The organism is Minwuia sp. IMCC3060 (assembly GCF_029909435.1).
GTDB lineage: Bacteria > Pseudomonadota > Alphaproteobacteria > Minwuiales > Minwuiaceae > Minwuia.
In genome coordinates this window covers 187,110-199,569 of record NZ_CP123782.1, presented here as the reverse complement: position 1 = coordinate 199,569, position 12,460 = coordinate 187,110, and the positions used below count along the sequence as shown (strand labels likewise).

The 12,460-nt window shown below is 63.6% G+C and carries 13 protein-coding genes; 8 read left to right on the top strand and 5 right to left on the bottom strand.

Annotated elements, in window-relative coordinates; genetic code table 11:
- Positions 1–46: 46 nt before the first annotated feature.
- Together QGV54_RS00920 and QGV54_RS00915 are read right to left on the bottom strand one after the other, a co-directional pair.
- On the bottom strand, positions 47–1,348 hold the full coding sequence (locus tag QGV54_RS00920; protein WP_281020039.1) for a TolC family protein: 1,302 nt from the start codon (positions 1,346–1,348) through the stop codon (positions 47–49).
- A gap of 467 nt (positions 1,349–1,815) precedes the next feature.
- Entirely contained in the window at positions 1,816–2,136 is a 321-nt protein-coding gene (locus tag QGV54_RS00915) for a DUF1476 domain-containing protein (RefSeq protein WP_281018761.1), read from the bottom strand.
- Positions 2,137–2,360: 224 nt separating this feature from the next.
- Here QGV54_RS00915 and purC point away from each other — a divergent pair, with 224 nt between their 5' ends.
- From purC to QGV54_RS00875, 8 genes are all read left to right on the top strand, one after another.
- Positions 2,361–3,122, top strand: coding sequence for a phosphoribosylaminoimidazolesuccinocarboxamide synthase (gene purC / locus QGV54_RS00910; protein ID WP_281018762.1), 762 nt, complete (start codon positions 2,361–2,363; stop codon positions 3,120–3,122).
- 64 nt (positions 3,123–3,186) lie between these two features.
- Positions 3,187–3,453, top strand: coding sequence for a phosphoribosylformylglycinamidine synthase subunit PurS (gene purS / locus QGV54_RS00905; protein ID WP_281018763.1), 267 nt, complete (start codon positions 3,187–3,189; stop codon positions 3,451–3,453).
- Positions 3,450–4,115: a phosphoribosylformylglycinamidine synthase subunit PurQ gene (gene purQ, locus QGV54_RS00900; protein WP_281018764.1), complete on the top strand. Its 666-nt coding sequence runs from the start codon at positions 3,450–3,452 to the stop codon at positions 4,113–4,115. The genes purS and purQ overlap by 4 nt, the downstream gene beginning before the upstream one ends.
- On the top strand, positions 4,112–6,328 hold the full coding sequence (gene purL, locus QGV54_RS00895; protein ID WP_281018765.1) for a phosphoribosylformylglycinamidine synthase subunit PurL: 2,217 nt from the start codon (positions 4,112–4,114) through the stop codon (positions 6,326–6,328). Before purQ ends, purL begins: the two co-directional genes overlap by 4 nt.
- 48 nt (positions 6,329–6,376) lie before the next feature.
- Positions 6,377–6,610: a BolA family transcriptional regulator gene (locus tag QGV54_RS00890; RefSeq protein WP_281018766.1), complete on the top strand. Its 234-nt coding sequence runs from the start codon at positions 6,377–6,379 to the stop codon at positions 6,608–6,610.
- A gap of 50 nt (positions 6,611–6,660) precedes the next feature.
- Positions 6,661–7,002, top strand: coding sequence for a Grx4 family monothiol glutaredoxin (gene grxD / locus QGV54_RS00885; RefSeq protein ID WP_281018767.1), 342 nt, complete (start codon positions 6,661–6,663; stop codon positions 7,000–7,002).
- 43 nt (positions 7,003–7,045) lie between these two features.
- Positions 7,046–8,245 (top strand): mechanosensitive ion channel family protein, encoded by a 1,200-nt coding sequence (locus QGV54_RS00880; RefSeq protein WP_281018768.1) that lies wholly within the window; start codon positions 7,046–7,048, stop codon positions 8,243–8,245.
- Positions 8,246–8,483: 238 nt separating this feature from the next.
- Positions 8,484–10,064 (top strand): ATP-binding protein, encoded by a 1,581-nt coding sequence (locus QGV54_RS00875; RefSeq protein WP_281018769.1) that lies wholly within the window; start codon positions 8,484–8,486, stop codon positions 10,062–10,064.
- Positions 10,065–10,214: 150 nt separating this feature from the next.
- Here the strand turns inward: QGV54_RS00875 and rpsD are convergent, their stop codons facing one another.
- The 3 genes from rpsD to recR form a co-directional block, all read right to left on the bottom strand.
- Positions 10,215–10,835: a 30S ribosomal protein S4 gene (gene rpsD / locus QGV54_RS00870; RefSeq protein ID WP_281018770.1), complete on the bottom strand. Its 621-nt coding sequence runs from the start codon at positions 10,833–10,835 to the stop codon at positions 10,215–10,217.
- Between the two features lie 161 nt (positions 10,836–10,996).
- The gene (locus tag QGV54_RS00865) at positions 10,997–11,812 is read right to left on the bottom strand and encodes a division plane positioning ATPase MipZ (protein ID WP_281018771.1); all 816 of its coding nucleotides are present in this window, start codon (positions 11,810–11,812) and stop codon (positions 10,997–10,999) included.
- Positions 11,813–11,851: 39 nt separating this feature from the next.
- Complete coding sequence (gene recR, locus QGV54_RS00860) at positions 11,852–12,445, bottom strand: recombination mediator RecR (protein ID WP_281018772.1); 594 nt, start codon at positions 12,443–12,445, stop codon at positions 11,852–11,854.
- Positions 12,446–12,460: the final 15 nt, after the last annotated feature.

Below are 12,460 nucleotides of genomic sequence, written 5' to 3'. Positions count from 1 at the left end.
CCACTGGAGTCCCCGACCACTCCAGTTTTCAAAAACTCCAGACGACTCAATCCCCGACGCGGTATTCATCCTTGCCAGCCTTGAACCCACACTGTTCCACCACTGTGGACTGCTCCACAGGCTGGGAATTCGCGACCGCCCCCCGGTCGAGTTCTCCCAGCGTGTTCAGCACGCGATAGGCCGCAATCTCGGAATCGAAAACTGCATTCACGAAGTTGATGCAGGCATTGTAGAGCTGGCTCTGCGCATCCAGCACGTTGATCGCGGTTTCCTTGCCGGCTTCGCGCAGTTCAAGCCGGGAGGCGAAGACCTCCGCCGCGATGTTCATGGCATTGCGCAGCAGTTCCGCGCGTTCGTCGGCAACTTCCATCTGGTGCCAGGCGATTTCCATCAGCTCGATGGTCTTGCGGGTCACATTGCGCCCGTTCTGGATCGCCTCCTGATAGCGCGCCGCGGCGGCACCCGTGTTGGCCGGCGTCAGCAGGCCGTCGAACAGGACCCAGCGCGCCTCCAGCTTCAGCGAATAATCGTGCCGGACATCCTCGGCGCCCGACAGGTTGTTCTCGATGTTCGCGCGGGCGACGACGTCAAGCGACGGCCAGTATGTCGATGCCGCACGATCACGTTCATGCAGCGCGGAACTGACCTGCGCCTGCGCGATCTGGATGACCGGATTGCCCTTCTGGATCAGGGCAATGCCTTCTTCCTTGGTCGCCGGCAGGCTTTCCTGTGCCGGCGTGACCGCCCGCATCTCGTCAAGCACCGGCGCATGGCCGAAGACCTGGATATAGTTGGCGACCGTGTCCTTCAGCGCACCCTGGAACGCCACGCTCTGTTCCCGCGCGATCTGCAGACGGCTCTTGGCCTCCAGAACATCGACCGCGATGCCGGAGCCGCGCTGAACGCGCTCATCCTCGAGCTGCAGCTGTTCCTGGATCGCGCGCTCGTTGCCCCGGTTCAGCCGGACGAGTTCGCGGTTGCGCAGGACATTCATGTACGTGGTCACGGCCTCCAGCACCACGTTCTGGGTCACCGCCGTCAGCGTTTCCTCTGCGGCACGCGTCAGCGCACCGGCACTGCGCACGCCGGATCGGGTACCGAAGCCGTTGAAGACGTTCTGGCGCACTTCCAGTGTCGCGTTCGTGGCGAAGAACTGCACATTGTCCTGACCTGCGGCACGGGTCGCCAGCGAATCGGTGTGTTCGTAACCGGCACCCGCGGTGCCTGTGACGGTCGGCAGATAGCCTGCGCGTTCCCGACGCTCACCCTCGGTACCCGCATCGACAGCACTCTGCGCCGCGCGAATCTGCGGATGATCGCCGAGCAGACCCTCGACTTCCGATTTCAACGATTCGGCACTCGCGCCGTTCCACGGCAGCATCAACAGCGCCAGCGCAATCCCACTCGCCGCCTGCGCTACACTGCCCCTCCTGACGATCAGCATTATTACTGTCCCATCCTGTCTGGCAGAATCCCTGCGTGCCTGTCCAAGCAAAGCCAAGACAAACATGATCGGAACACTACTGCACGATCGCGCAAAATCAGAAGCGACGAGCGCAACGTTCAGCCCCCTGAGCTCCGAACTGAAGCAATTCGACCACTTATCGTCATCATGACTGACGAATGGTGCTCACGAAGTGACCATGGTCACGCCCACGTTCGCTGAAAACGAGAACGAAATCCGATCAATATCCCGTAAGGGGTGCAATTACAGCCCCGCCGGCAGCAACCGAATCAATCGTCAGTTGCCCGCACACACGCAATCGGCCGAGGCATCAGCCCCGGCATCCGACAGCAGGACTGGTCGCGAAAGGCCTATTCGGACGCGATCTGCCGCCGGGCGTCTTCCAGAAGATCGGCCATGTGCTTGCGCAGGCGATGCTCGGAGATGTCCAGGCCCTTCTTGTCGATGTCAGCCTTCACCTTGCGGTAGACATCCTCGTCGCCCGGCTCCTCGAAATCGGAGGCGATCACTTCGCGGGCATAGGCATCGGCGTCGGCGCCGGACATGCCCATCTGTTCCGCCAGCCAGAGCCCCAGCAGCTTGTTGCGCCTGGCCGTGGCCTTGAATTCCTTTTCGCTGTCCAGTGCGAACTTGCCCTCAGCGGCCTTCTTGCGGTCGTCGAACCCAGCCATGTCTGCCCTCGTCAAAAAAAACTGCGCCGGATTGGGCGCTGCACCGAGAAGAGACATAGTCCGCGAATGTGACAGGTTCAACCAAGCGACGCCCGGCGAAGGACCCACGCGGCATTTCGCGCGCATCCGGCACGTTGCGCCGATTGCGGATTGCGCCCGCGTTCTGTATGGTCCGGCCGCTTCAGGGAAGCCCCCCACTGCCACTTCGGAAAGCGAGAATCACGATGGCCCGTCGCAGGAAGCTCTATGAGGGCAAGGCGAAGATTCTCTTCGAAGGCCCGGAACCCGGCACGATCGTGCAGTACTTCAAGGATGACGCCACCGCGTTCAACGCCCAGAAGAAGGGCGAGATCACGGGCAAGGGCGTGCTCAACAACCGGATCTCGGAGTTTCTGATGACCCGGCTGAACGAGATCGGGGTGCCGACGCACTTCATCCGCCGCCTCAACATGCGCGAGCAACTGGTGCGGGAAGTCGAGATCGTGCCACTGGAAGTGATCGTGCGGAATGTGGCCGCCGGTTCCTTCTCCGAACGCTTCAAGATGGAGGAAGGCACCGCCCTTCCCCGCTCCATCATCGAATTCTGCTTCAAGAATGACGAGATGGGTGACCCGTTCGTGACAGAGGAGCACATCACCGCCTTCGGTTGGGCCACGCCGCAGGAAATCGACGACATCATGGCCCAGACGATCCGGATCAACGATTTCCTGACCGGACTCTTCCTGGGCATCGGCATCCGCCTCGTGGACTTCAAGATCGAGTTCGGGCGCATCTGGGAAGGCGAGATGATGCGGATCATCCTTGCCGACGAGATCAGCCCCGACAGCTGCCGTCTCTGGGACGCCTCGACCAACGAGAAGATGGACAAGGACAGGTTCCGGCGCGATATGGGCGGAATCGAGGAAGCCTATCAGGAAGTCGCGCGCCGACTGGGCGTGATGCCGGAGAATCAGGCCGAGTTCAACGGGCCGAAACTCGTCCACTGACGGGTAACGGGCCGTTGCCGGGCAACGAACGACAGATTGCTATTGAGTACAGGATGAGGGGCCGATGCAGGCACGGGTTTTTGTCACGCTGAAGAACGGGGTGCTCGACCCCCAGGGCAAGGCGATCGAACATGCCCTGCGCGGGCTCGGTCACGACGGGGTGGAGAAGGTCCGTCAGGGCAAGATGTTCGAGATCGAGCTGGCGGATACGGATGCCGCCGCTGCCGAACAGCGCCTGAAGGTCATGTGCGAGCGACTGCTGGCAAATACGGTAATCGAGAACTACCGCATCGAGATCGGCGGGGAAGGCCAGGGCACGGGCGCATCATGAAATCGGCAGTGATCGTCTTTCCGGGCAGCAATTGTGACCGGGACGCCGCCGTGGCGCTGCACCAGGCATCGGGAAAACCCCCGGCCATGGTCTGGCACGGTGACAGCGACCTGCCCGATCTGGACCTGGTCGTCCTGCCCGGCGGCTTCAGCTATGGCGATTATCTGCGGGTCGGTGCCATCGCGGCACTGAGTCCGATCATGGCCGCCGTCGTGCGCCATGCGGAGCGGGGCGGCGCGGTCTTCGCCATCTGCAACGGTTTCCAGATGGCCTGCGAGGCGGGACTGCTGCCCGGGGTGCTGATGAACAATGCCGCCGGAAAGTATGTCTGCCGCCATGTCGCGATGCGCGTCGAGGATACGCAGAGCCCCTTCACCGCCGGTTATCAGGCAGCGCAGCGCATCTCCATTCCCGTGGCGCATCACGACGGCAACTACTTCGCCGATGAGGCGACGCTGGACCGGCTGGAGGGTGAGGGTCTGGTGGCCTTCCGCTACGACAACGACAATCCGAACGGGTCCTGCCGCGACATCGCGGGGATCCTGTCCGCGAACCGGCGCGTGCTCGGCATGATGCCGCATCCGGAGCGGGCGGCGGACCCGGATCTGGGCGGCACGGACGGCGCCGCCATGTTCCGGTCACTTGTGGAGACCCTGGCATGAGTACCGATCCCGACAGCATCGAGATCACGCCGGAGATCGTGGCCGAGCATGGCCTGACCGCGGAGGAATATGACCGGGTGAAGAGTGCCCTCGGCCGGGAACCGAACCTGACCGAACTGGGCATCTTTTCCGTCATGTGGTCGGAGCACTGTTCCTACAAGTCGTCACGGGTCTGGCTGAAGACCCTGCCGACGGAAGCCCCCTGGGTGATCTGCGGACCGGGTGAGAATGCCGGCATCATCGACATTGGCGACGGCGACGCCGCGATCTTCAAGATGGAGAGCCACAACCACCCGTCCTTCATCGAGCCCTATCAGGGCGCGGCGACAGGCGTGGGTGGCATCATGCGCGATGTCTTCACCATGGGCGCCCGCCCGGTGGCCAACATGAACGCGCTGCGCTTCGGTGCACCGGATCACCAGAAGACGCGGCAACTGGTCAGCGGTGTCGTTGCCGGCATCGGCGGCTATGGCAACTGCATGGGCGTGCCGACGGTGGGCGGGGAGGTGAACTTCGACCCTGCCTACAATGGCAACATCCTGGTCAACGCCATGTGTGTCGGGCTGGCAAAGACCGACCGCATCTTCTATTCGGCTGCGGCGGGCATCGGCAATCCGGTGGTCTACGTCGGCTCCCGCACCGGTCGCGATGGCATCCACGGCGCCACCATGGCCTCCGCCGAGTTCGACGACCAGTCGGAGGAGAAACGCCCCACGGTGCAGGTCGGAGACCCGTTCACCGAGAAGCTGCTGCTGGAAGCCTGTCTGGAACTGATGGCCACGGACGCCATCGTCGCCATTCAGGACATGGGCGCGGCAGGCCTGACCTGTTCGTCAGTCGAGATGGCGGACAAGGGTGGTGTCGGGCTGGAACTGGACCTGGACAAGGTGCCCCAGCGCGAAACCAACATGAGCGCCTACGAGATCATGCTGTCCGAAAGCCAGGAACGCATGCTGATGGTGCTGGAACCGGGGCAGGAGGATGTGGCCCGCGCGATCTTCGCCAAGTGGGGTGTCGAGTTCGCCGTCGTCGGCCATCTGACCGATACGGGTCGCTTCACCCTGAAGCAGGGCGGCAGGATCGTCGGCGACATCCCCGTGCGACCGCTGGTCGATGACGCCCCGGCCTACGAGCGCCCGTGGCAGCAGACGGAAAAGCGTGCGCCCCTCGCCCCGGCCGATGCTCCGGCACCGAATGACATGGCCGATGCGCTGATGCGCCTGGTCGGCGGCTTCGACGGCTGCTCACGCCGCTGGATCTGGGAACAGTACGACCACATGGTCATGGCCGACACCATCGCCTGGCCCGGCGGTGACGCGGCACTGGTCCGGGTGCACGGCACCAACAAGGCGCTGGCGATCTCCACGGATGTCACCCCGCGCTATTGCTTCGCCGATCCTGTCGAGGGGGGCCGCCAGGCCGTCGCCGAATGCTGGCGCAACATCACGGCTGTCGGCGCCACGCCGATGGCGATCACCGATTGCCTCAACTTCGGCAACCCGGAGCGCCCGGAGATCATGGGCCAGTTCGTGGGCTGCATCGAGGGGATGCGCGAAGCCTGCGAGACACTGCAGTTCCCGGTCATTTCCGGCAATGTCTCCCTCTACAACGAAACCAATGGCGTCGGAATCCTGCCCACACCCGCCATCGGTGGTGTCGGCCTGCTGAAGGATGCGAGCCAGCGTGTTGGCGTGGCATTCCCGGCGGCGGGCCAGACCATCGTGCTGCTGGGGGAAACCCGTGGCCATCTGGGCCAGAGCCTGTATCTGCGCGATATCCTGACCCGCGCCGAGGGGCCACCCCCGCCGGTCGATCTGGCGCAGGAGCGGCGCACCGGGGACGTGGTCCGCGGCATGATCCGCAGCGGACTGGCGACAGCCTGCCACGACCTGTCGGACGGCGGGCTGGCGGTGGCGCTTGCCGAGATGGCCATGGCAGGCGGGATCGGTGCCCGCATCGACCTGCCGGAATCGGATGTGGCCCCTCACGCTTTCCTGTTCGGAGAAGATCAGGCACGATACCTCGTGACTGTGACGAATCCGGATGTGATCCTGGCAATGGCTGAGGCCAGCGGCGTGAAGGCGACAATCCTGGGTGAAACCGGTGGCGCCGAGTTGACTGTCAGCGGTTGCCTGACCATATCCGTCGCGGCATTGCGGGATGCGCACGAACGTACGTTGCCGGAGCACATGGCGGCTGCGGTCGCTTCCTGACAGTGCCGACGGCACCTGAACGACGAACCGAGCTGATGGAGGAATGACATGGCAATGGACCCGGGCGAGATCGAGGCCCTGATCCGAGATGCCCTGCCGGACGCGGAGGTGACGATCACCGACCTCGCCGGCGATGGCGATCACTATGCTGCCCATGTCATCTCCAGTGCTTTCACGGGCAAGTCCCGCGTTCAGCAGCATCAGCTGGTCTACAAGGCCCTGCGCGGACGGATGGGGGAAGAGCTTCATGCCCTGGCCCTGCAGACGTCCGCACCTGCCTGAGACCAATCCCCCCATCCTACGGCACATTTTTTCCGAGAAGGATCAGACACATGACTGACACGGCCACCAGGGACCGCATCGATGCGGAAGTAAAGGCAAACGAAGTCGTCCTGTTCATGAAGGGCACGCCGGTTTTTCCGCAGTGCGGTTTCTCCGCCGCGACGGTGCAGATCCTGAGCTACTTCGGCGTCAAGTTTTCCTCCGTCAACGTGCTGGAGGATGCCGACATCCGCCAGGGCATCAAGGAGTACTCCGACTGGCCGACCATCCCGCAGCTCTACGTGAAGGGTGAGTTCGTCGGCGGCTGCGACATCGTTCGCGAGATGGCCGAATCCGGCGAGCTGCCGCAGCTGTTCCGTGAAAAGGGCGTCGCCTTCACCGAAGCAGCCTGATACACCGAGTCCTGATCGAACGAAGCGGGACTGAGGGACAGCAATGAGTGAGCTTGGCCAGTTCTGGGCCCAGGTACGTGAGGTCTGGGACCAGGGTGCCTTTGGCGTCGAGGCCGACAGGATCATCGTCGCCATCGTGGTCTTCATGGCCTTCGTGGTGCTGCGGGGACTGGTCAGCGGCTTCCTGCTGAACATGCTGGAGCGTCTGGTGGGGCGCAGCAGCAACCGCTTTGACGACGAACTCGTCGTCGCCCTCAGTGGTCCGATCCGCTTCGTCTTCCTTGTCGTCGGTCTGTTTCTGGCGAGCCGCGTCGCGCCCCTGCCGGACGAGATCGACGCGGCGATGGCCAAGGTGGTGCGGTCCCTGATCGCCTTCACCATCTTCTGGACCTTCTATCGTTGCGTCGGCCCGCTTTCGTTCGTGCTTGACCGGGCGATCACGTCCGTCGGCGGCGAGGGCATGGCGTCGACCCTGAAGAATTTCGCCGTCCGGCTGATCCGCGTCATCATCACCGTGCTGGGGGCCGCCGCGATCCTGCAGGAGTGGGATTTCAACATCGGCGCGGTGCTCGGTGGCCTCGGCCTGATCGGCATGGCCGTCGCCTTCGGCGCGCAGAACCTGATCTCCAACCTGTTCGGCGGCGTCGCGATCTTCGTCGACAAGATCTTTGTCGAAGGTGAATGGATCAAGACAACGGACGTCGAAGGCACCGTCGAGACCGTCGGTTTCCGTACCACGAAGATCCGCCGGTTCGACAAGGCACTGGTCACCGTGCCGAACTCGGATCTGGCCGACAATGCCGTGACCAATTTCTCCCGCATGACGAACCGCCGGATCTACTGGATGGTCGGGCTGGAGTACCGGACGACCAACGACCAGCTGAAACAGGTGGTGGACGGACTGAACGACTATATCCGCGGCAACGACGACTTCGAGACCGATCCAGCCAAGGTATCGACGCTGATCCACGCAGACAGCTTCAACAGTTCCTCCATCGACATCATGCTCTACTGCTTCACCACGACGACGAAGTGGGCCGAGTGGATGAAGGTGAAGGAAGAACTGCTCTATCACCTGAAGACACTGGTGGAAGACGCCGGTACCAGCTTTGCGTTCCCGTCATCGTCGATCTATGTCGAGACCATGCCCTTCGGCACACCGGAGTCCGTACCGGCCCGCAACGAGGACGGTTCGCAACGGATGCCGGCCAGTGACAGGGGACCGGTTGTCGAGAAGGAATAGCCCCGTCACGGCGAGGTCGCCAGGGCCTGCCGGGCACCGGGAACTGCCCATTCCCAGGGTCCCGGAGATCTCTTCCGCACCTGTGCCGGCCCGCACAGCGGCCATCCCCGCATAGCGGTCGCGACCGGGTCCCCGGGCGCTGCGGCACGGGGCAAGGAAAAAGCCAGCGTCCCTGAACACTTCATTAAGCCGGACATGACAGGCTCGTGCATCTCGTTCCGATATGCGTGCAAAGCCCATGTCATACCGACCATTCTGGCTGCAGGTTGTCCGCGACACGGTTGACCGCCATGTGCTGCAGCGCATGGCCCGACGACCGCTGGCAAGCGCCTCGATGTTTCTGGTCACAGGAGTGATCCTGACCGGAATCCTCTCCTGGCAGGTCCTCGACAATCTGAGAACCCGCACGGCGACCGAGACCGCCCGCACCTACGCGGCCTCGCTGGAAATGGTCCGCGACTACTACACACAGGAAATCGTCCCCCGGGCGAAGGAAGCCGGCGCGGAAGTCCGTCACGACTACCGCAAGGTTCCGGGTGCGATCCCGATGCCCGCAACCGTCTCGATCGAACTGGGCCAGTGGATTGATCCCCGCATGCACTTCTACAGCCCCTGGCCCTATCCCTATCGCGAAGACGGGGGACCGAGAGACGATTTCGAGAGACGTGCCATTGCGGCACTGCAGGACTCCGACAGCAAGCCCATCATTCAGGTCAATGCCGGGTTGACCGGGGGCGTGCTGCGCTATGCGGAGCCGGTCGTGATGCGCGCGGGCTGCGTCGGCTGCCACAACAACGACCCTCTTTCGCCCAGACAGGACTGGGTCACGGGCGAGGTCGGCGGTGTCCAGGCCGTCTCGGTCACGCTGCCTGCCCTTCTGCCGGGCTTCGGCACCGGTGTTGTCAGACCGGACATGCCCACGACCCTGACCATGATCGGTCTGCTCGTGGGCCTGCTTGGCGTGACCGGGCTGCTGTTCCTGCTGCTGCGGCGGCTCAACCGGTCCCTGCGCGCGGCGGCAAGCCGCAACCAGCGCCTCTCGATCGCGCGGGAAGCCGCGGAGAATGCGAATGCCAGCAAGACCCGCATCATGTCCAACATCAGTCACGAACTGCGCACCCCGCTGAACGCCATCATCGGATTCTCCGAGATGATCTCGCATGAGGCGCTCGGCAGTGTCGGCAATCCCCGCTATCGCGACTATGCCGCTGATATCCATGACAGCGGCGAGCGGCTGCTGGCCATCATCGAGAACATGGTCAGCTTCGCGGAGATCGACTCGGGACGCGTTTCCCTGATCGATGCCGAGATCGAACTGGCAGGCGAACTTGAACGTGTCCGGTCGATGATGGCCCCGCTCTCCAGCGCCCACCCCCACCCCATCTCCATCGTCATTCCGCCGGTGTTCCCGGCACTGCGCATGGACCGGAGAGCCCTGCGGTCCATCCTGGCCAACCTGCTGGCCAACGCTGTGCAGTACTCGGGCGAGGGTGCGGAGATCTGGCTCATCGCCAGCCATCACGCGGACGGTGTCACCATTGAAGTGCGTGACAATGGGGTCGGAATCGCGCCGGGCGATCTGAAACGCATCATGAAGCCCTTTGAACGTGTCGGCGATCCGTCCCTCGCCAATGTGGAGGGGATCGGTCTCGGACTGAGCATTGCCCAGGAAATGGCTGCGCTGCACGGCGCCGGCATCACGCTGGAGAGCACGCCCCTGAAGGGCACCGTTGCAAGCCTGAACGTGCCGTCGGCACGTGTCATCACAGCCGGTTCCGCCGATTCCCCCGGCCTGGCCAGAGCGTCAACGCCCGCCTGACCGCATTGCACCTGCAGACGAGGTCCGGGGCCGCGCCAGGCCCCATCCCCGCTTCGCACGACGACCGCAGCCGTCCGTCCCGAAACGCAGAACGGCGCCGCTCCCGCGACGCCGTTCCGGATTCTTCAGTGTCGGCCCGCAGGCCCCTGATCAGCGCGAGTAATACTCGATGACCAGGTTGGGTTCCATCTGCACCGGATAAGGCACATCGGCCAGCTTCGGCACCCGGATGAACTCACCGCGCAGCTTCTCGTGATCGACGTTGATGTAGTCCGGGACCTCACGCTCGACCGAGTCGACCGCTTCCAGGATCAGCCCCATCTCCCGCGACTTCTCGCGAACCTCGATCACATCGCCTTCCTTGCAGCGATAGCTCGGGATGTTCACGCGGCGGCCGTTGACCTTCACATGGCCATGATTGACGAACTGACGCGCGGCAAAGACCGTCGGTACCAGCTTCATCCGGTAGACCACGGCGTCCAGACGCGACTCCAGCAGGCCGATCAGGTTCTCGGAGGTATCACCGCGGCGACGCACTGCCTCGCCGTAGATACGACGGAACTGCTTCTCGGTGATGCTGCCGTAGTAGCCCTTCAGCTTCTGCTTCGCGCGCAGGTGCAGGCCGAAGTCGGAAACCTTCTTCCGCTTGCCGGTCTGGCCATGCTGGCCCGGACCGTAGTCGCGCCGGTTCACCGGGCTCTTCGGACGACCCCAGAGGTTTTCGCCCATCCGGCGATCGATCTTGTACTTCGCACTAATCCGCTTTGACATCAGCTATCCGGTGCCCGTTCTGTGTAAAATTCTGTTCCCGTATTCAAACAGGAAAACGCGGCCAAAAAGCACTTTGACCGCGGAGCCGGACGTATAGGGGCCGCCCGTTATCCTGTCAACGCCTGAATCGGCGGTGCCGCCAACCTCGATGCCCGGACCGGTCAGGCCGGGACTGCTTCCGCCGACGCCGGCATTTCCAGGTTCAGTGAATCCATCAGGTCACGCAGTTCCTGACGTGCCGCCAGATGCGACATGGTCACATCCACCCCGGATCCGTCCGCCATCACGTCCAGCAGGGTCAGACCATCCAGGAACAGTTCCCTGTATATCACGCGCTCCGTCAGGCCCGGCACGACACGATAGCCGATACGCTCCGCCAGCCGCTCCAGGACGTCCCCCACGCGGCGCTTGTTGCGGGCATCCAGATGGGACAGGCGGTTGCGCAGCACGACCCAGTCGATCGATCCACGGTCCCGCAGCATGCGGCGCTTCTTCTCCTCCCAGACCATCTCGGCGTAGCGGCTGGGACGCCGGATGTCGAAGCTCTCCGGTTCGACATCGGCCAGATTGTCCAGGTCGATGAAACTGTCGTTCAGCGGCGTGATCAGCGTATCGGCGAAATTGTGGCCCAGGCGGCTGAGCGGGTTGTCGTGGCCGGGGCAGTCGATCACCACGAAGTCGTTGAAGGGTGCCAGTTGCTGCAGCGCGCTGAAGAAGGCCTGCGCATCCTTCTCGGCATCGCCGCTGGCGGCCACGGTCTGATGCGCCGGCCATGCCAGCGCAATGCCCTTCCGGGTGGCTGTTGCCCTGCGGTTCTCCACATAGCGGGTCAGCGTCCCCTGCCGGGCATCCAGGTCGACGGAGCCAACCCTGCAGCCCCGATGCAGCAGGGACACGATGATATGCATCGCGGTGGTGGACTTGCCGGTACCGCCCTTCTCGTTGCCGATGACGATGGCATGTGCGCTGGACGCCATGATTGCTCCGTACTCAGGAATGGTTCAGATGATTGAGGTTCAGATCGGCTTGCGGCTCGACAGCGCTGTCAGCAGCGTTCCGTCGTCCAGATAGTCCAGTTCGCCGCCAACCGGCAGGCCGCGCGCCAGCCGTGTGATGCTGACGCCGCTGTCCGCCAGCCGGTCTGTCAGATAATGGGCCGTGGTCTGGCCGTCCACGGTCGCATTGGTCGCAAGAATGATCTCCGAGACATCGGCAGCCATGGCCCGGACCATCAGGGATTCGAGATTCAGATCCTCCGGCGTCACGCCGTCCAGCGCCGACAGCACACCACCAAGCACGTGATACCGGCCCCGGAACGCATTCGCACGCTCCAGCGCCCAGAGATCGCCGACACCCTCGACGACGCAAATCACGCTGTGATCCCGGCGCGGATCGACACAGATGGCACAGGGGTCGGAGGTATCGATGTTGCCGCAGGTGGTGCAGATCCGCACGGCCGCCGCCGTCGCCGACAGCGCCTCCGCCAGCGGCTCCATCACCGTTTCCCGCTTCTGTATCATGTGCAGTGCGGCTCGGCGCGCGGACCGCGGGCCAAGCCCCGGCAGCTTCGACAGCAGACGGATCAGCCGCTCGACATCATTGCCGGCCATGGCACCCCACCCTGT

Coding starts and splice junctions, on each gene's coding strand:
- recR (WP_281018772.1), bottom strand. CDS start 12,445: ATGGCCGGCAATGATGTCGAGCGGCTGATCCGTCTGCTGTCGAAGCTG.
- QGV54_RS00880 (WP_281018768.1), top strand. CDS start 7,046: ATGAGTGAGCTTGGCCAGTTCTGGGCCCAGGTACGTGAGGTCTGGGAC.
- purQ (WP_281018764.1), top strand. CDS start 3,450: ATGAAATCGGCAGTGATCGTCTTTCCGGGCAGCAATTGTGACCGGGAC.
- QGV54_RS00875 (WP_281018769.1), top strand. CDS start 8,484: ATGTCATACCGACCATTCTGGCTGCAGGTTGTCCGCGACACGGTTGAC.
- QGV54_RS00915 (WP_281018761.1), bottom strand. CDS start 2,136: ATGGCTGGGTTCGACGACCGCAAGAAGGCCGCTGAGGGCAAGTTCGCA.
- rpsD (WP_281018770.1), bottom strand. CDS start 10,835: ATGTCAAAGCGGATTAGTGCGAAGTACAAGATCGATCGCCGGATGGGC.
- purS (WP_281018763.1), top strand. CDS start 3,187: ATGCAGGCACGGGTTTTTGTCACGCTGAAGAACGGGGTGCTCGACCCC.
- grxD (WP_281018767.1), top strand. CDS start 6,661: ATGACTGACACGGCCACCAGGGACCGCATCGATGCGGAAGTAAAGGCA.
- QGV54_RS00865 (WP_281018771.1), bottom strand. CDS start 11,812: ATGGCGTCCAGCGCACATGCCATCGTCATCGGCAACGAGAAGGGCGGT.
- purC (WP_281018762.1), top strand. CDS start 2,361: ATGGCCCGTCGCAGGAAGCTCTATGAGGGCAAGGCGAAGATTCTCTTC.
- purL (WP_281018765.1), top strand. CDS start 4,112: ATGAGTACCGATCCCGACAGCATCGAGATCACGCCGGAGATCGTGGCC.
- QGV54_RS00890 (WP_281018766.1), top strand. CDS start 6,377: ATGGCAATGGACCCGGGCGAGATCGAGGCCCTGATCCGAGATGCCCTG.